General features: G+C 37.7%; 14 protein-coding genes. 11 read left to right on the top strand and 3 right to left on the bottom strand.

The genetic code is table 11. From position 1 onward, the window contains the following. Positions 1-41: 41 nt before the first annotated feature. Complete coding sequence (locus AC6CH7_RS13655; protein ID WP_498263270.1) at positions 42-2,939, bottom strand: SusC/RagA family TonB-linked outer membrane protein; 2,898 nt, start codon at positions 2,937-2,939, stop codon at positions 42-44. Positions 2,940-3,720: 781 nt separating this feature from the next. Here AC6CH7_RS13655 and AC6CH7_RS13660 point away from each other — a divergent pair. From AC6CH7_RS13660 to AC6CH7_RS13680, 5 genes are all read left to right on the top strand, one after another. Next, the gene (locus AC6CH7_RS13660) at positions 3,721-4,485 is read left to right on the top strand and encodes an ROK family protein (RefSeq protein WP_498263271.1); all 765 of its coding nucleotides are present in this window, start codon (positions 3,721-3,723) and stop codon (positions 4,483-4,485) included. 4 nt (positions 4,486-4,489) lie between these two features. After that, a complete protein-coding gene (gnd, locus tag AC6CH7_RS13665; RefSeq protein WP_498263272.1) occupies positions 4,490-5,902 on the top strand; it encodes an NADP-dependent phosphogluconate dehydrogenase in 1,413 nt (470 codons plus the stop codon). Positions 5,903-5,939: 37 nt separating this feature from the next. Beyond that, complete coding sequence (gene zwf / locus AC6CH7_RS13670) at positions 5,940-7,451, top strand: glucose-6-phosphate dehydrogenase (protein ID WP_294869824.1); 1,512 nt, start codon at positions 5,940-5,942, stop codon at positions 7,449-7,451. Beyond that, a complete protein-coding gene (gene pgl, locus AC6CH7_RS13675) occupies positions 7,451-8,176 on the top strand; it encodes a 6-phosphogluconolactonase (RefSeq protein ID WP_498263273.1) in 726 nt (241 codons plus the stop codon). The genes zwf and pgl overlap by 1 nt, the downstream gene beginning before the upstream one ends. Positions 8,177-8,390: 214 nt before the next feature. Then, on the top strand, positions 8,391-9,623 hold the full coding sequence (locus AC6CH7_RS13680) for a purple acid phosphatase family protein (protein WP_498263274.1): 1,233 nt from the start codon (positions 8,391-8,393) through the stop codon (positions 9,621-9,623). Here AC6CH7_RS13680 and AC6CH7_RS13685 read toward each other — a convergent pair. Then, the gene (locus AC6CH7_RS13685) at positions 9,620-10,201 is read right to left on the bottom strand and encodes a DUF4833 domain-containing protein (protein WP_498263275.1); all 582 of its coding nucleotides are present in this window, start codon (positions 10,199-10,201) and stop codon (positions 9,620-9,622) included. The genes AC6CH7_RS13680 and AC6CH7_RS13685 overlap by 4 nt on opposite strands. Positions 10,202-10,364: 163 nt before the next feature. On the opposite strand from AC6CH7_RS13685, the gene AC6CH7_RS13690 reads away from it, so the two are divergent. The 3 genes from AC6CH7_RS13690 (at position 10,365) to AC6CH7_RS13700 (ending at position 11,865) form a co-directional block, all read left to right on the top strand. After that, positions 10,365-11,105: an ATP-binding protein gene (locus tag AC6CH7_RS13690; protein ID WP_498263276.1), complete on the top strand. Its 741-nt coding sequence runs from the start codon at positions 10,365-10,367 to the stop codon at positions 11,103-11,105. Positions 11,106-11,278: 173 nt separating this feature from the next. Then, positions 11,279-11,482 carry a DUF4143 domain-containing protein gene (locus tag AC6CH7_RS13695; RefSeq protein WP_498263443.1) on the top strand — a complete coding sequence of 68 codons (204 nt, stop codon included), beginning with the start codon at positions 11,279-11,281 and terminating at the stop codon, positions 11,480-11,482. A 62-nt stretch (positions 11,483-11,544) separates the two neighbouring features. Next, positions 11,545-11,865, top strand: coding sequence for a hypothetical protein (locus AC6CH7_RS13700; RefSeq protein ID WP_048904601.1), 321 nt, complete (start codon positions 11,545-11,547; stop codon positions 11,863-11,865). A 69-nt stretch (positions 11,866-11,934) separates the two neighbouring features. Here the strand turns inward: AC6CH7_RS13700 and AC6CH7_RS13705 are convergent, their stop codons facing one another. Next, positions 11,935-13,251: an OmpA family protein gene (locus AC6CH7_RS13705; protein WP_498263277.1), complete on the bottom strand. Its 1,317-nt coding sequence runs from the start codon at positions 13,249-13,251 to the stop codon at positions 11,935-11,937. Between the two features lie 235 nt (positions 13,252-13,486). On the opposite strand from AC6CH7_RS13705, the gene AC6CH7_RS13710 reads away from it, so the two are divergent. From AC6CH7_RS13710 to AC6CH7_RS13720, 3 genes are all read left to right on the top strand, one after another. Then, entirely contained in the window at positions 13,487-13,966 is a 480-nt protein-coding gene (locus tag AC6CH7_RS13710; RefSeq protein WP_498263278.1) for a MepB family protein, read from the top strand. A 928-nt stretch (positions 13,967-14,894) separates the two neighbouring features. After that, positions 14,895-17,174 (top strand): Ig-like domain-containing protein, encoded by a 2,280-nt coding sequence (locus tag AC6CH7_RS13715; RefSeq protein ID WP_498263279.1) that lies wholly within the window; start codon positions 14,895-14,897, stop codon positions 17,172-17,174. A 32-nt stretch (positions 17,175-17,206) separates the two neighbouring features. Then, entirely contained in the window at positions 17,207-17,974 is a 768-nt protein-coding gene (locus AC6CH7_RS13720; RefSeq protein WP_498263280.1) for a hypothetical protein, read from the top strand. Positions 17,975-17,997 lie beyond the last annotated feature (23 nt).

The following is a 17,997-nucleotide window of genomic DNA, read 5'->3' on the forward strand; positions in this document are numbered from 1 at the left end:
TAAATGGTATTTAATATTATTAGTTTATGTGTGATATTGAATTAAAAATCCATTTTAACACCCAGCATATACGTTCTGGGAATTTGCATTCCATATCCTGTATCGTAACCAGTATAGTTTACCAGTTCAGGATCTTGTCCTGTATATTTAGTAAGGGTGAAAACATTATACACACTACCATAAACATAAAATCTCTCTAGCCTTGGCAGTTTCTTTTTCATCATTTGGGTTAGATCATAACCTAATGACAATGTTCTTAACTTTAAGAATGACGCATCTTCAAGGAATAAATCCTGATTCACCTGATAAGGTGCCGATGAGCTCCATGGATTATATAAAGGATATTTTGAGTAATCTCCTCTTTTCTCCCAATAAGTAACCTCTCTGACTGAGTTGATGTTATTCAAACCTTCGCGATTAACAAAATCAAAACGGTTAGCCATTTCCTGATTTATTAAATCCCTTCCTAGATTGAAGTACATGTTTACACTTAACGTCCAGTTTTTATAACCAAAATCATTGTTAAATCCACCAGAAACAACCGGAAGGGCATGGCCCATTAAAGTCCTGTCTTTATTACTTATAATATTATCTCCATTAAGGTCTTTCCAGATAGGGTCGCCTGCTTTTAAAGTGATGGCATTGTAGCTCATTTTTTCGCCATTAGCACCTACAGGAACTTCAGCATCTGTATTAAAGATCCCTTGATTTGTTAATAGCCAGTAACTATCTACAGATTCACCAACTTTTAAAAGTCTGTCGCCAACAATTAATTCAGATAAACCTCCAGGCAATGCTTTCAATTTGTTTTTATTGAAATTCAGGTTAAGTGAAGAAGTCCACGACACCTTATTTGTTGAAGGCAAGATATCAGCACTAATTGCAGCATCAATACCAGAGTTTGCAATAGACATTCCGTTTCTAACAATCGTGTTATATCCGTATTCTGCAGCACCTGGCACGCCTAACAATTGATTCTTATCCTCTTTGGAATACACATCAACCGAAGCTCTGATTCTGTTTTTTAGAAATGCAACATCAACACCAACGTTTAGCTGATCCTGATATGCCCATTCTAAACCGTAAGGAATGGCACCCGCATTATAAGGTCTTGTTAATGTACCAAAACCATTATAACCAGGAGCAATTAAGTTGCCTGTAAAACCAATAAACGCAGTATACTGAGGTCCTTGAGCATAATTATCAAATTGCTCTGCCCTCCCCATACGTCCTACACTTGCACGTAAATTCAAATCTGAAACTAGATCATTCTTCTCAAGAAAATCCTTTTTCATGTTCCAGTTTGCCGAGAATATTGGTGAATAGAACCAACGGTTAGTTGGCTGCTGATTAGATGATCCATCAGCGCGTAACATAGCAGAAAAGGTATAAACATCGTTATAGTTATAACTCGCTTTTCCGGTAAATGAAATCATATTATTTCTGGTTTTATCCAAAAATTTCCAAACGAGCTCTCTTTTAAATACAAAAGGCTCCAAATAATCATCTCTGTTTGGATCACTTCGTAATAAATTCAGTTTTATAAAATCATTGGATCCTTTATAAGCGTAAGCATAGTTATACTTATAGGTATCGTACTGAAATGACGAACCAACAGCAAAATTAAGTGAATGCACATCGTTTACTTTCAAATCGTAAGTAGCCGTATTATCAAACATCACTCTTCTACTAAAACCATAATAGTTTGAAGCATAGTTTGTTGTTTGCAGCAAAGTTCTTGGAAAGAATATATCTCTATATCCCTCATTGTTATCAACTCCAAATACTGAATTGAATTTAAATCCACCCAAATCTATACCTAGTTTTACCAATCCCTCTACGATATTAGATCTGTTATTATCGAAACCTTTATCAAATTGATCCAGATAATTTTGGTACTTCACACTATTGGGAGCAATTGGCGAACTCAAATCCGGTATGTAATTTACCTGAGAAAGCCTGTCTCTTACATTTTTATTTCTCTGACGATCAACACGATTAGCATTAATAATAGCTGTGAATGACATCCAATCAGTTGGTCTCATGTTAATTTGAAAACGAGTAGTATAACGATCAGCACCAGTGTTATCAGCTACTCCTCCACTTGTGGTGGTCCCAACGCCAAAACGGAAGTTAGCTCTTTCGCTACCCCCCGAAATCCCGGCATTTACTGAATAAGACAAGGCATTACCATAATACAAGTCGTTCCAGTCGGCAGGCCCGTAAAAGTCATTGTTTAATGAATCACTTAGATAAAGTGGGTAAGAATCAACACCAGAATAACTTCCATTGGCGGTATACTTGTCGTAGAATTGTCTTCTAAAGTCATTCTCGAACTTACCGTTTATAGTAGTTACTGCACTAGGCTGGGCTAAACCTATATATGACTCGAAGTTTATTTTTCTAACCGTCGAGTTCTTTTTGCTTGTGAGCAAAATTACGCCGTTAACTCCTTTTGGTCCGTAAACAGATGTAGCACCAAGATCCTTCAATATCTGAACAGACTCTATATTATCCATGTTGATATTGGAAAGGCTATTTGTCGCCGGACCTATTCTGTCAAATTTAAATTGTTGGATGTCGTAAGCAAAAGGATGCTCACCAACTAACGGTATCCCATCGAGAACAACTAGCGGTTGCGTAGCAAATTGTTCACGTGGCGATACAAGCGGTTGTGATGTTCCGCGGATAAACATGTTCTGAACCGTACCTGGCTCACCAGATGATTCCTGAACATAAAGACCAGCAGCCTCACCTTTTAAATACTGCTGTAATGTAATCGCAGGAAAAATGGCGAGCTTTTTAGGATCGACATCATTTCCTTTAGATTCTAAAGCCGAAAAAACGGTCCTCTTGGACTTAGGCTGGAAGCGTGTAGTGTCTACTTTAAGTTTGGCAGAATCCTCTTCAGCAGAATCAGTCTGTTGTTGGAAGCTCATCTTGAAAGAAGAAATATCCGACACACAGGCAGACCTAGCGGCACTACCAAAAGAACATGTTGATGAACACAACAAACCCAGGAAAGTTATATTTGCAATAAAGCGCATAACAGATAATTAAGTATTAACTGATTGAAAACCTTTTTTAATTTGATTTTATAGAAATTAATAGATTAAATTTTAGATACACGCATGCCAGATCGCCTGCCAATCGAGCAGACTGAACAGCAACAAGTAAATAATTTAAAATATTTTTAAAACGATTTAGCTAGGGATCTCTACAATCGTTAGATTGCACAGCCTAGCTTCAGCATTTAAAAATGGCATGTTATGCCCAAGAAAAAAATTGCGATTATGCCGTGAGAACTCACTACATAGCTTTTTAGTAAAAGTTTGATTCATAGTTTGGCTTATTAGGTTAGTATTTGGTTTCCCGACAATGACTTATGGTGCTAAATCGATTATCTATAACAATAATACGAAAGAAAATTTAAATTCCAAATCTTTTACATCATTTTTTTTACACAAAATGACATAAGTGCATTCGATTGCCAAATAAGCCCTAATTAGCCCAGAAACCCATACTACAACGTTATCGTAGTAAAGATTTATTTAAGCGTCTATTATATATAAGGAGTATTCAATATTTTTCCATCTAAGCTACAATTATCACCTTGTAGTAATTATTAAAATATAAATACATAAACATGTCCTTTTTAATGAATGAAAATTTGTTATTTTGAACTATATTATAAAAGCAGGCCCCTTACACAAAACAGATATGCCAGTTAAGCAAAAAAAAGAAAGCGGAAACAACATTTTATCGATAGATATAGGCGGTACCAGTATTAAAGCCTGTATATTAAGTTCAAAAGGAGACCTGCTCTCTGAATTCAAAAAACTGCCTACCCCAAAAAATTCAACACCCGAAGAAGTTATTAAAACCGTCAAGGAATTGGCATCATCGCTCGAAGACGATTTCGACAGGATATCAATCGGTTTTCCCGGATACGTTAAATGTGGTAAAGTAGAAACAGCTCCAAACCTGGCCAAAAATAAATGGACCAATGTTAACCTTGCTCAACAAGTAAGTAATTTATTTAACAGACCTGTCCGACTTATTAATGATGCCGACCAACAAGCACTTGGAATTGTAAGTGGTATCGGTTTCGAAATTGTATTCACAGTAGGTACCGGTTTTGGTACTGCACTTGTATTTGATGGCGAACTACTCCCCCATTTTGAACTTGCTCATCTACCGGTATCAAAAACAAAGGACTATGATGATTACATAGGAACCAAAGCTTTTGAGAAAATTGGAAAGAAAGACTGGAACGAACGTTTAGAACGTATCATCCAAATCTATAAAACAGTATTCAATTACGACACATTATACATTGGTGGTGGAAATTCCAAGCACATTACCTTTGAGCTTGATCATAACATTCACCTGGTAACCAACAAAGACGGCATCAAAGGCGGTGCTAAACTTTGGGAAGTTGCCGAAAAATATCACGTATACACAACCCGCCCTAACGACAAATAAAATAATGAAGAATAAATACACTTTAGGAATGATTGGCCTCGGAACCATGGGCCGAAATTTATTGCTTAATATGGCCGATAATGGCTTTCAGGTTACAGGCTATGATAAGGATGCCCGCATGCTTAAAAAGCTTGAAGAAGATGGTAAGGCCCATAACTTAAAAGGATTTGAGTCATTAGAGGATTTTATACAAAGCCTTGAACTTCCAAGAAGGATTATGCTTTTAGTACCTGCTGGGAAAATTGTTGACAGCGTAATTCAGGAACTTGTTCCTTTGCTTGATAAAGGTGATATGATCATCGACAGCGGAAACTCTCACTTTACTGACACAAGCAGAAGAGCAATAGAGCTTTCAGACCAGGGCATCCACTTCTTTGGAATGGGTATATCTGGTGGCGAAGAAGGTGCCCGTTTCGGACCAAGCATGATGCCAGGCGGGGATAAAGCGGCTTACAATGCTGTAAAACCTATTCTTGAGGCTGTTTCTGCAAAAGTTAACGGCGATCCTTGCGTAGCGTACATTGGCCCCGGTGCTTCCGGTCACTTTGTGAAAATGGTTCACAATGGTATTGAGTATTCAATGATGCAAATTCTTGCCGAAACTTACGACCTTTTAAAGAACGTACTTGGCTATAACAATGAGCAGATATACAACACATTTGAAAAATGGAACAATGGCAGGTTAAAATCTTTCCTACTGGAAGTAACCCGCGACATTTTTAAAGTTAAAGATAAAAAAACCGGAAGCTACCTAATTGATGTCATCAAAGATCAGGCAAAATCTAAAGGTACAGGAAAATGGACGTCGCAAGTCTCTATGGATTTGCAGTTACCTATTCCAACTATAAACGAGTCAGTAAGCGCACGTGATTTGTCAAAATTCAAAACACTCCGTGTTGCACTATCACAAGCATTACCGCATCAGCAAATTAAAGTTGAAGATGCAGCTGCATTCGAAGTACAACTAGAGCAAGCGCTTTATTTTGCTATGATTACCTCTTACGCTCAGGGACTTCATTTGTTGGAGCAAGCCTCTGCAGAATTCAAATATGAGCTAAACCTGAAAGAAATTTCTCAAATCTGGCGTGGCGGATGTATTATCCGCGCGGTATTACTTGAAGACATTTATCAGGCTTACAAAAAACAACCGGAGCTACCGCATTTATATTCAGACGAGAGCATCCAAAATCAGTTAAAAGAAATTATCCCGGGCACAAGAAATGTTGTGATAACAGCATTAAACAATGGTATTGCAATTCCTTGCTTCGCCTCTGCCCTTACCTATTATGATTCCCTTAGAACGGATAAATCACCACTAAACCTAACCCAGGCACAGAGAGACTTCTTTGGCGCGCATACTTTTGAACGCATTGATGAAGAAGGTATTTTCCATGCCGATTGGAACGAGAACAATTAACTAAATCACAACCTACACTGCACATAATAACATTCTAATGAAAACTAGCCTCAACGTTAACCCAACCATAGTAGTAATTTTTGGCGGTACCGGTGACTTAAATTTGCGAAAACTTGCGCCCGCTCTTTACAACTTATACACAGACGGCTACATGCCTGAAAAGTATGCCATTATCGGAACTGCCCGTAGGCCACTTACTGATGAAAAATTCAGAGAGAATCTAATGGATGGAGTAAACAAATTCTCAAGATCAGGAAAAGTAAAGCAGGAAAAGTGGAACAAATTTGCAGAAAATGTTATTTATAATTCTGTTGATGTAGAGACACCTGAAAGCTTCGGTTTACTTAAAAAAAGCATAGAGAAACTTCAGAAAGAATTTGGTCCCAAAACACAGGTTATCTACTACCTTGCTGTAGCGCCAAACTTGTTTCCTCTTATCGCTAAGTGCCTGTCAGATTATGGATTGGCAGGAACTGAAGACAACTGCCGTATTGTAATCGAAAAACCTTTCGGAAGGGATCTTGAAACCGCTAAAGAACTAAATTGTATTCTTACCGGCATATTTACCGAGAAACAGATCTATCGTATAGATCATTACCTGGGTAAAGAAACCGTGCAGAACATAATGGCTTTCCGTTTTGCAAACTCATTCCTTGAGCCACTTTGGAACCGTACTTATATCGATCACATTCAAATTTCTGTAACGGAGCAACTTGGCGTTGGCGATAGAGGGGGCTATTACGAAGGTGCTGGTGCATTAAGAGACATGATTCAGAACCACCTGCTTCAACTACTTTGTTTAATTGGCATGGAAACACCGGTAAACTTTGATGCAGATGAGATCAGAAACAAAAAGGTTGATGTATTAAAAGCAATGCGTCCGTTTAGCCCTGAAGATATTCGTTTCAGCACAGTTAGAGGTCAGTATACCAAAGGATGGGTAGAAGGCAAGGAAGTACCGGGATACAGACACGAAACTGGCGTAGATGCCAATTCCAACACTGAAACCTTTGCTGCAATTAAGTTTTTTGTAGACAACTGGAGATGGCAGGGAATTCCGTTTTACGTACGTACCGGAAAACGTCTGTTCCAAACATCTTCATTAATTACCATTCAGTTTAAAGATGTACCACATCATATCTTCCCTTCTGGAGTAACTGAGCACTGGCAACAAAACAGATTGATCATCAGTATTCAACCTGAAATGAGTATCCGTTTGCAGGTACAAGGTAAAAGGCCAGGATTAGACATGGTATTAAACCCTGTTGACATGGTATTTGACTACAAAGGAACCTATAGCTCAGAAACACCTGAGGCTTACGAGACGCTTCTATTAGACGTTATGACAGGCGATCAGACTCAGTTTATGCGTGCCGATCAGGTAGAAGCTGCTTGGGAATTGTTAATGCCGGTTGTTAACGCATGGGAAAGCAAAAAATCTTTAAGCTTCCCCAATTACACTGCAGATTCATGGGGACCAGAAGACGCCGAAGCGCTGATTGCCAGAGATGGCTTCCACTGGTTTGCATTACCACTAAATAAAGAATAATGAATTTATTAATTTATAAAACTCAAAGCGAATTATTTGAGGATCTGATAGAATATATAATAACCATTGCCAATCAATCAATTGCAGAAAACGATTGCTTTAATTTTGTATTAACCGGTGGAAACTCACCTAAAGCTTTATACGAATTACTAGCTACCACTTATCGCGATAAAATTGATTGGTCTAAAGTATATTTCTTCTTTGGCGATGAGCGCAATGTATTGCCAAGCCACGAAAGTTATAACGGCTTAATGGCTAAAAGAGCAATACTAGATCCTTTGAATATTGCCAAAGACCATATATTTTATGTAGATACTACCCTTGCTCCTGAAAAGGCTGCAATTGAGTATAACAAAGCGATATCTGCACATTTTAATGGTGCAGATATCATTTTTGACCTGATCCTTCTTGGAATGGGCGATGATGCACATACTGCTTCGTTGTTCCCTGGAACATCTATTCTTGATAACAAGGAAGTAGAAGTAGATTCAGTATTCGTAGAAAAACTTTCTACGTACAGAATCAGCTTTACTGCGCCGCTAATTAACAAAGCTAAAAACATTGCTTTCCTTGTTTTTGGTGAGACTAAAGCAGAAGCTGTAAAACACGTTATCGAAGCTCCAAAAAAGAATACAAAATTGTATCCTTCACAATTAATCAACCCTGTTGATGGTAGTGTAACATGGTTTCTAGATGATGATGCAGCAAGCCTGTTAGATAGCTAGTAAAGTCATTGAGCAATAAAAAGGGGCAAATACTAAGTATTTGCCCCTTTTTATTGCTCAAACGTCGCCATCTCTCCTATCGATGACGGCGTGTATTATCGTATGATGTCATTGCCACTTCTTTGTATTTTCAATTCCCCAAAAAATACAAGTATGTTACAAAACAGAAATATTCCAATTTAGTATCTTGCTACTAAAATACTCCTTATTTGTTATGGAAAAAGAAATGAATGCATTACCCCGTCGTCAGTTTCTGGGCAATGTATCAAAAGCAGGAATACTAGGTTCATTAGCTGCCTTTTTACCAGGCAGTAGCTCCGCCGAGGTACTTAAATCCTTTACCGCTATCCCAGAAGACGGGCATACCTTTTTAACAAAACCCTATCTGCAATTACCTTCGGCAGACGGCATGACCATAAGGTGGGTTACCAACAAACTGTGTTACAGCTGGATTGAATACGGCGAAGGGAATAATCTAAACCTAAAGGCCCATAATGTAACCGACGGCCTGGTTGATGCCCACAACAGAATAAACTTTGTTAAATTAAAAGACCTAAAGCCAGATACAAAATACAGTTACCGTGTATTGTCTAAGGAAATTACAGATTTTCAACCCTATTCTTTAAAATACGGAGAAACCATCTTTAGTAAGACCTATTCATTTAGCACACCAAAAGCAAATCCTGAGGCAGTTTCATGGCTTATATTAAACGATATTCATGATCGTCCGGCATCAATCCCACATCTGCTAAAATTAAACAACGAGGATTACGATTACGTATTTTTCAACGGTGATATTTTTGACTTCCAGAAAGACGAACAACAGATCATAGACCACATGCTTAATCCATCTACAGATGTATTTGCAAGTACAAAACCGTTTATGTTCGTTCGCGGTAATCACGAAACCAGAGGAAAGTTCTCTCGTGAACTAAAAGACTATTTTTCTACTAAAGACGACAAAGGATATTTTGCTTACCAATGGGGTCCTGTTTTCAATATTGTATTAGATACCGGTGAGGATAAGCCTGATGATCATCCGGTTTATGCCGGAATAGTAGATTTTGACGGCTACCGTAAAGAACAGGCTAAATGGCTCGAAGAAATCATGAAATCAAGCGCTTATAAAAAGGCGAAATTCCGTGTGGTTATGATGCATATTCCGCTATATCATTCCGGCGACTGGCATGGGCCAATGCATTGCAGAGAACTCTTTGCGCCGTTGTTTAAAAAGTACAAGGTAGACATCGTAATTTCCGGACATACACATACCTATGGCGTTTGGCCACCATCTGCAGAACACCCCTACCCTGTTATCATAGGCGGCGGACCGCAAGAAGGAAAACGTACGCTTATAAAAATAAAAGCCAACAGTAAAACACTTGATTTGGTTATGCTTAAAGACGATGGATCGGAAGTAGGAAAATACAGCTTAAAGAGCAGCTAAACTTTAATTCTTTCTAAAACCGCAGCATTGTTTTCGGTATTTACACCTTTTAGCTCCACATATTTAACATTTGGCAACCAAAAAGAACCGCCTTCAATCCTCACAAAAATCCTGTCGAGCTGAATCTTTTTGTTATTAACCGTTACATAAACATGGAACTTCTTGTCGTGCTCAGATTTCAGCAAATACATCGGCAGTTTTTTATGCGAAACAAACCTTAGCTCATAGTGATCTTTCCCTATCTCTTTGGTTTGAATACCATATGCAAATTTCTTTTGGATGTAGCTTAAATCCTTTTTCTCCCCCTCATCTCCATAACGGATCCAATACACAAGAATCGGCTCTTTTCTGTCAACCTGTCCATTTTTATCTGCATTTAATTCACAGATGATTGTGTTGGTGTTAGGGTCTCTCTGCAGATAAAAAAGTTGATTGGCAATTCCTTTTGGAGTTGGAAATTTTAAAGGTGAAGGATCATTTTTATCAACTGCTTGAGCATATGCAGGGGTCACTATGGCTGTTATTAACAAACTAAAGAGCAACAGTATATTGAGGGTTAGTAATTTAGTGGTTTTCATTGGTAAAATATTAGGGTTCAAAGATAAAAAGAGAATTATAAACTCTTGATGTTCAATTGTCAAATTGCCGACATTATCTTGATCTTAATCCTTTTTTAGATACAAAATATATTTTTAATTCGTCATTGAAAATATAAATTTTGCGATTATAATCGCAATTTTAATGATTTCAAGAGCAGCAACAGTATCAATCAAACACCACTTAGGCGATGAAAAAGCCATCATACTACTTGGCCCTCGTCAGGTTGGTAAAAGTACTTTATTGCACCAACTGCCTTCCGATTTTAAACCTGACGCATTATGGTGGAATGGTGATGATGCAGATATTCGTGCTTTATTGGCTAATCCAACATCAAGTCTTTTAAGATCCTTAATTGGCAAGGCGAGAACATTAGTTATTGATGAAGCTCAACGAATAGAAAACATTGGCCTTTGTATAAAACTAATTGTTGATCAAGTTAAAGAAGTAAAAGTAATCGCTACAGGTTCCTCTGCATTTGAACTAAGTATTAATGAGCCATTAACTGGTCGTAAATGGGAATATAATTTATATCCGTTTTCATCCTCCGAAATGGTTAACCACCACGGTCTTCTCGAAGAAAAACGGTTACTAAATCATAGATTAATTTATGGATATTATCCGGAAATTGTTAACAATCCGGGAGAAGAGGAATCTCGCTTAAAACAACTCTCCAGTAGCTATCTATATAAAGACATTCTTGCGTGGGAAAGAATCCAAAAGCCGGATAAAATGGAGAAGCTAGTGCAGGTCCTTGCTTTTCAAATTGGCAGTGAAGTGTCTTATAATGAATTAGGGCAGTTAACCGGTTTAGATAACCAAACTACCGAGAAATTTATTAACTTATTAGAAAAATCTTTTATTATATTTAGACTTACTCATTAAGTCGTAATCTGCGTAATGAATTAAAAAAGAGTCGCAAATTTTATTTTTATGACAACGGTCTTCGAAATGCAGTTATTAATCAATTTAGCCCAGCTGTCCTACGTCAGGATATAGGAGCCCTTTGGGAAAACTTTATAGTTAGTGAACGTGTTAAATTCCTTGCCTACGAGCAAATTAATTGCAATCAGTATTTCTGGCGTACACATGCACAACAAGAAATTGATTATATTGAAGAACGTAATGGCTTAATGAAAGCTTATGAAATAAAGTGGAATGTAAAAACTAAAAGTAATTTCCCTAAAACATTCTTAAACGCTTACAAGGACACAGAAACTAAAATAATTACCCCAGATAATATCCATGAATTTTTGTTATAAGCCTAACACTCATTTTCACCTATAGTATAATTCTGAACCAGAACTGGTATATTGCAGCAATTATGGGTTACGCAAAAGAAAGAGGAAAGCTTGAAAAGCTATCAACAAAAATAGTCGGCATAAGCATTTATGACGAGAAGAATTTAGCAATTCTAATCGATATTCACGAGCAGTACTCGCATACGGTAAGGATACTTAAAAACAAAGAACCAGAAACATTTAGTGATCTATACAACAATGAATTACAGGAAGTAAAAACTGGAAAAAGGTCTCTTAGAGAGAGCGATTCAGACGAAACTCGCCAGGCTAATTTCATTGCATACAAAGAATCCATACAGCGTGCTTTAGAGAAAACAATTAAAGCAACAATAGAATCTTTATAAGAAGAATAGAAAGCAAAAAAGACCCGATTGAAAATTCAATCGGGTCTTTTTATTGCATCAAATTATACTTTACTTTTGCGTTACACGCACATCAATACGACGATTTTGGGCCCTGCCTTCTGGAGTATCATTGCTCGCTACCGGATGTTCCTGGCCATAACCTTCGGCAGATAAACGCTTAGCGTCTACTCCCAATTTAACCAACGCCTGCATTGCAGTATTCGCTCGTTCATTGGATATCGTCTGATTTACAGCGGCATCGCCTGTATTATCGGTATAGCCTCCCATTTTTAGCTGCACATTTGGATAAGCTTTTAAAATTGCAGCTATATTTTTTAGTTGTTCCTGAGATTCTGCTTTTAAAGTACTTTTTCCAGTCTCAAAATACAGCCTGTCAAACGTAAACCAGGTGGTTTTATCAACCGGCTTATTCGTATCTTCAATAAATGAAATCAGGCTGTTCTCTACAGAATTCTCAGCGATACTAAGATCAGTACCATCAGGTAGTTTCTTACTGATTTTAGCACCCAGATCCTTCACAAAATCCCCTGCCTCATTTAATTTACCTGCTACAGTTGATACCGCGGCATCGGCAGCAGAATCTATCGCTGTACCAGCAGAGTCAACATTAGCCGATAAAGAATCAGTAACATTGGTCATTTCTGTTTTATTACATCCAGATTTGCCCATAATCCACCATGCCCCTAGCAAAATAACAAGCAACGGTATTAACCATTTTAAAAAGCTACCACCCGCTTTAGGTCTTTCTATATCCGCATAGTTTGTTTTTGGCAATTTCACCTCATTTGGAATATTCACTTTTGGTATATCTACCTTCGGTATATCTACTTTTGGAATATTAATGCTGGCCAAACCTAAAGAGTCACCTAAACCAGTTGGTAGTGCGGCAGCGATATCCGATTTGCTTTCAAAGATTTTGCTTATTAAATCAGAAATACTCCATCCTTTACTGGCCATTAACTTAGAAATATAACCTGTAATTAGTGGAACAATCATGGCCAGCAAACCTGTAGTTTTTGCACCGCTTAAACCACTTGAAGAGGAAACTGCATCAGTTACTGCTCCGGTATCGCCACCAAATAAGCCACCCAGCAATGATTTGCCTTTCTCCAATAAAGAATCCTTATCATCATTTAATAAATCTGCAGGATTACTGTCGGCACCAGAACTGGTAACGCCGGATAAAATTTTGCCTAGAAAGCCCGTATCACCGCCGGCTCCATTCTTTAGGATACCTGCTAAAACGGCTGGAATGCCAGCGGAAAGCCCTGTTTGAACCTGATCTTCGGTTACGCCAGCTTTCTGACTTAAAGAAGAAATCGCATCACTGCCTATTTCATTCTTTATCATTTCAATTAAATTCATGTTTATAGTTTTAAGTTAGTATTCTAAAATAAAAGCAAACACCCGCTCCTTTAATCTCAAATGGTACATAAAAAACAGAACATACCCGCACTTTTATTAAATATAAGATTAAGCTGTTATAAATACAAATCTAATAGCCTAATAGCAAACCATTTAGGTGCCGCCCACAACATCTTACCCTTCTACAACAATAATTCAAGGCAGAAGTTTAAATTTGTAGACTAATACATTGATCTTGGAGGAGCACACTACATCAAAAATTTTTCATGAAGACTTTTATGAGGCAGGAAAAGAACTGCACGCCAAATATGGTATTGAGCTTCTAGAGCTAAGCGCAAGAGAAAGTGCAGACTATGGAGCATGCAGTTTTAAACTACCAGGAAAAACTATTGAATTTAGGGTCTCTAAAGTTACCCCTAAAAAAGTGGGCCAATTTGTTGCCATTTGGAGAAGAAATGAACAAGGTTTAACCCAGCCCTTTGAAGAAACAGACGAAATAGATTTCATGGTAATCAGCTCAAGAACTGAGCATAACTTTGGACTATTTGTTTTTCCAAAATCTATTCTTATCGACCAGGGAATCATTACAAGCAACAAGAAAGCAGGAAAACGAGGAATCAGAGTGTACCCACCCTGGGACAAATCAACAAATAAACAAGCCCAAAAAACTCAAAGCTGGCAAATAAAGTACTTCATCAGTATCAACACCAATTAATCGAACGGATTCTCAGGTCAAAAATTTACCGTTAAAATGTGATTATGCCCGTTTCAACTCATTTTTCATAGGAAGAGTTGTAAAGTGGGCCTACTTTTGGCTGTAAATAATATCAAAAAATTACAGCCATAAATTTGATTTCAAATACAGAAAGCGGTTTACAAATACGTAGGTCCCGGTACACTCTCTGTGCAATTACTAAATGCCTCTACTAAAAAGAACCTGGGCGCCCTCGATATCACAGACCTTCAGGCACGTAAAATCTACACGCTTTATTTCGCAGACGATGCCAATGGAAACCTGGTAATGAACAAAGTTCTGTACAATTAAAAACAAACAAAATTCTCATTGTCAATAAAACTACAGTTAGTTTGTGTGTAGGTCAGATAACGGCTGAATAATATTTTAGGCTAAACAGTCAAAATTGCTGTAAAATTGCAGCAATTTTGACTTAAGTCTCCCTCAATAAAGCGTACGATTTTCTAGTCATATTAACTGACAATTAAGAAAAAGATTATCACTTTTTATTATCTCAAAATTATGAGAAAGCCCTTCATTCACATTGTTACACAGATTTCGGCTTTTTCAACGAAAATTCATTACCTCTAGTATACTTTAAGAAGAAAATTGCTCAACAGAATATGTAAGTACAGAATACTTTGTTTAAGTCTGAATATTGAATAAAATGAACAAGATCAGAACTTCTTCAAAACAATCTGTACTACAATTATTTACGAGCAAAAATTTCTGATTGATTTCCACTTTTGTCTGTTAAAAAATAACCTAAACGAAACTAAAACTGAATGCAATGAACAAAAATCATTGAAAAAACTGTAATAAGTTTGCTATACCATACATTCAGATAACTTTTTTATCCTAAAAATTATTAACAGATATTATAGGTTAAACTAATTTACCGCTCATAACTTTGAAACTTTATCGCTCATATGCTCCAGTTTTAGGATTACTATTTACAGTGATGTTGATCGTTTTTGGAGGAGAGGTGAAGGGGCAATGTGAAGCAAAAACCAGAATCTATGCAAATTTTCAAGGAAGTCTTGAAAAAGGAACGGGAGCTTTAACCTTACCAGTTTTAGTTGGCTCTGTACAAGATGCTTCTTTGGCAATCGATGGGAATTTTAGTAGACATTCAACTTTAAGTGTCCCACTTGCGGCTTTGAATCTTGCGTCTGCAACTCAGTATCTTGAATTCACATCCGATGGAAATCATGCTAATAAAAGAACCATAGTTGCAAATACAGAAGTGACAGTAAAGTTCACTTTACCCAAAGAATTAATTGGACTAGTTAGTGGGTTGTCAATTGGAACATTTCAAGATTTAAAAACTGAGATGAAAAGCTGGCCACCTCTAATAAGTTTAGGCGACGGCCAGAACGCCGGATACAGTGGAATTGGTGAAGTAGAATATTTCACAAGCACATCATTACTTAATTTACTAAATGGCACCGGAGAACTTGAAGTTTCTTTTAAGCCAACAGCGACTTTTAGTGGCGTTTATTTAAGATTAAGTAGCGTCTTATCCTTAGGTCTATCTTCAAAATTATTCCACGCTTACATAATGGGAGATACCCCAAACGACATCAATTGTGACGAACCAATAGATGTACTTTCCGGAGTTAAAGCAACAGCAGGACTTGGGCTTGCAAACATCACAGGGAGCGTAACTAACCCTCAGAATTCAATCGATATAGAAACAGCAACTCCAACCTTCACTTACATGGATGCCGGAGCTCAAGTATTAAGTAAAACATTTGAAACAATTATTTTCAATAAATCTTCTGTCCCTGGGGATTCTATTAGGCTCGTTTTAAAAGGTGGAAATAGCGGACTAATTGATCTTGATCTCTTAGGAACATTCACTATACAACCTTATCTAAAAGACGCTATTGCCGGCCCAGCATTTTTAAGCAACAGTAACTTCCTAAAATTAAGACTTTTACCAGGCTCCTCAGAATTATCCGTCGTAACAATGCCAGTCACTTCATCTTTTGATAGAGTAGAAATATCTATGATGGGTGTTGCAAATTTATTATCAAAGTTAAGCATATACGACGTAAAGAGAATTATTCCCAAGCCCATAATCCAATCAACAGGCTTAACCGACAAAAACCTATCCGTATGTTTTGGACAGACACCAGTCTTAATCATTTCCAATTCACAAACTTCATCATGTATAACATACACATGGTATAAAGACGGAATAGAACAATCTCCCAAAGGATCCTCATACCAACTTCCTCCTTCATTACCCCCTGGTACATATACTTACAAAGTTATAGCTAAGCGATTAGGTTGTTTAGAGTCTACAGAAAGCGAGACAATAATTGTAACAGTTAATCCGTTACCCTCTACATTTGTAAATATTGGCCCTTCTACCCTTTGCGTTGGTACCGGTGATACTTTTAAGAACGCAAACCCAACTATCGGGGTATGGAGCAGTGACAATCCTAGTGTAGCTACAGTTAATTCATCAAGTGGTTTGGTAGTTGCTCTTGCAGTTGGAACTACCAAAATAACATACACCGTAACCAACAATTCAACGAACTGTTCCAATTTTACTTCCACCACCCTTGCTGTTTATGCACCTCCATCAATAACCCTTAATGAACTTACATCAGTATGCGCAGGAACAACTTCCACGCTTCTGCCTTACATTTCAGCGTCAGGTGGAACATTAAAATATGATATAAACTGGAATACATCTGACCTCGCAAATGTGACTGGAGCAGATCTACCTGCAAGTCCAATTACTCTGACAATCCCTACTAGTGTTACCCCGAACACATATTATGGTTCTTTTATCATACGAAATACCATGGGGGTTTGCACTAGTACCTATCCTATAAGTATCACAATCGACCCCCGACCATCAATTACATTAGAAACTGAACCAACTGCTTGCAAAGGAATAACTAATGCATCTTTGGCATATTCGTCTACCACTTCTTCTCCAACAACATACAGTATTAATTGGGATACTCCAGCTCATAATTCGGGGTTTGCGGATGTTATTAATTCAACATTACCCGTAACGCCTATTGTCATAGCTGTACCTATTAGCGCAACTCCGACCACATACAAGGGAACAGTGATCGTTAAAAATGCGAATGGCTGTTCAAGTGAACCGATAAACTTTCATATGGTTGTACATCCCAAACCCCCAACCCCCCATGTCTCAGTACAATAATTAAAAATAAATAGACTTAAAATTTAGAAATCATGGAAACAAAAATTAAAAAATTGAAATTAATTGTAACGACACTTTTTTTATTTGCAATGCCATTTGGAGCATTTGCTGAAATCTATCCGTTGTACATTTGCGGTGGCGGAACAGCAAATTTAAAACCTGATCCTACTGTAGAAGGAGCATTAATTGTGGGAGACAGAGTTGTATGGCAAGAGTTTAATAGTTCGGATGCTCCTATAGGAGCTGCTTTGACGCTTCCCGTTACCGTAGCAGGAACTGCTCCAAATTTTGCAACAGATGTAGCTTTAACAGCAGGAGAACACAGATTTAAAGTTTTTGTAATCTCTGCAAATCCCAATAATTGTAGTGGCGATGTATCAGACGCATTTAAGCTTTATGTTTTACCTACCAAAACATTGGCACTTGCAGCACCGTCTACACCACAGTATTGCGAGAATGCGACAACACCTTCCTCAATTCTTGTTGCAACACCTACCCCAGCGGCCACACTTCCAGAGGATATTGGCTACGCTTACACCTGGAGTGCAATAAAAGATGGCGGATCGTCAGTTAATGGAACGACCATAGGCACTGCCACATCTGACGCAACAACTGGAACTTTGACCGTTAATACTACTGATAAAGGAGTCTATCTAATAGGCGCAAGTGTTGCTTATACTGTACCATCGGGTAGTGTTCTTAAGTCAGGAGATAATGCTGGTTGCACACAACCTTCAAATACACAAACCATTACCGTAGCGCCTCAACCAGGCAAACCAACCGTTACAATTGCTCTTTAATTAGCAACTAATTTATAAAGGCG

Source organism: Pedobacter sp. GQ55, assembly GCF_059758925.1.

Bases quoted from the DNA above. Each gene is read 5' to 3' on its own strand.
- AC6CH7_RS13700 (WP_048904601.1), top strand. From the start codon at position 11,545: ATGGGTTACGCAAAAGAAAGAGGAAAGCTTGAAAAGCTATCAACAAAA.
- AC6CH7_RS13660 (WP_498263271.1), top strand. From the start codon at position 3,721: ATGCCAGTTAAGCAAAAAAAAGAAAGCGGAAACAACATTTTATCGATA.
- pgl (WP_498263273.1), top strand. From the start codon at position 7,451: ATGAATTTATTAATTTATAAAACTCAAAGCGAATTATTTGAGGATCTG.
- AC6CH7_RS13680 (WP_498263274.1), top strand. From the start codon at position 8,391: ATGGAAAAAGAAATGAATGCATTACCCCGTCGTCAGTTTCTGGGCAAT.
- AC6CH7_RS13720 (WP_498263280.1), top strand. From the start codon at position 17,207: ATGGAAACAAAAATTAAAAAATTGAAATTAATTGTAACGACACTTTTT.
- AC6CH7_RS13685 (WP_498263275.1), bottom strand. From the start codon at position 10,201: ATGAAAACCACTAAATTACTAACCCTCAATATACTGTTGCTCTTTAGT.
- zwf (WP_294869824.1), top strand. From the start codon at position 5,940: ATGAAAACTAGCCTCAACGTTAACCCAACCATAGTAGTAATTTTTGGC.
- AC6CH7_RS13705 (WP_498263277.1), bottom strand. From the start codon at position 13,251: ATGAATTTAATTGAAATGATAAAGAATGAAATAGGCAGTGATGCGATT.
- AC6CH7_RS13655 (WP_498263270.1), bottom strand. From the start codon at position 2,939: ATGAGCTTCCAACAACAGACTGATTCTGCTGAAGAGGATTCTGCCAAA.
- AC6CH7_RS13690 (WP_498263276.1), top strand. From the start codon at position 10,365: ATGATTTCAAGAGCAGCAACAGTATCAATCAAACACCACTTAGGCGAT.
- gnd (WP_498263272.1), top strand. From the start codon at position 4,490: ATGAAGAATAAATACACTTTAGGAATGATTGGCCTCGGAACCATGGGC.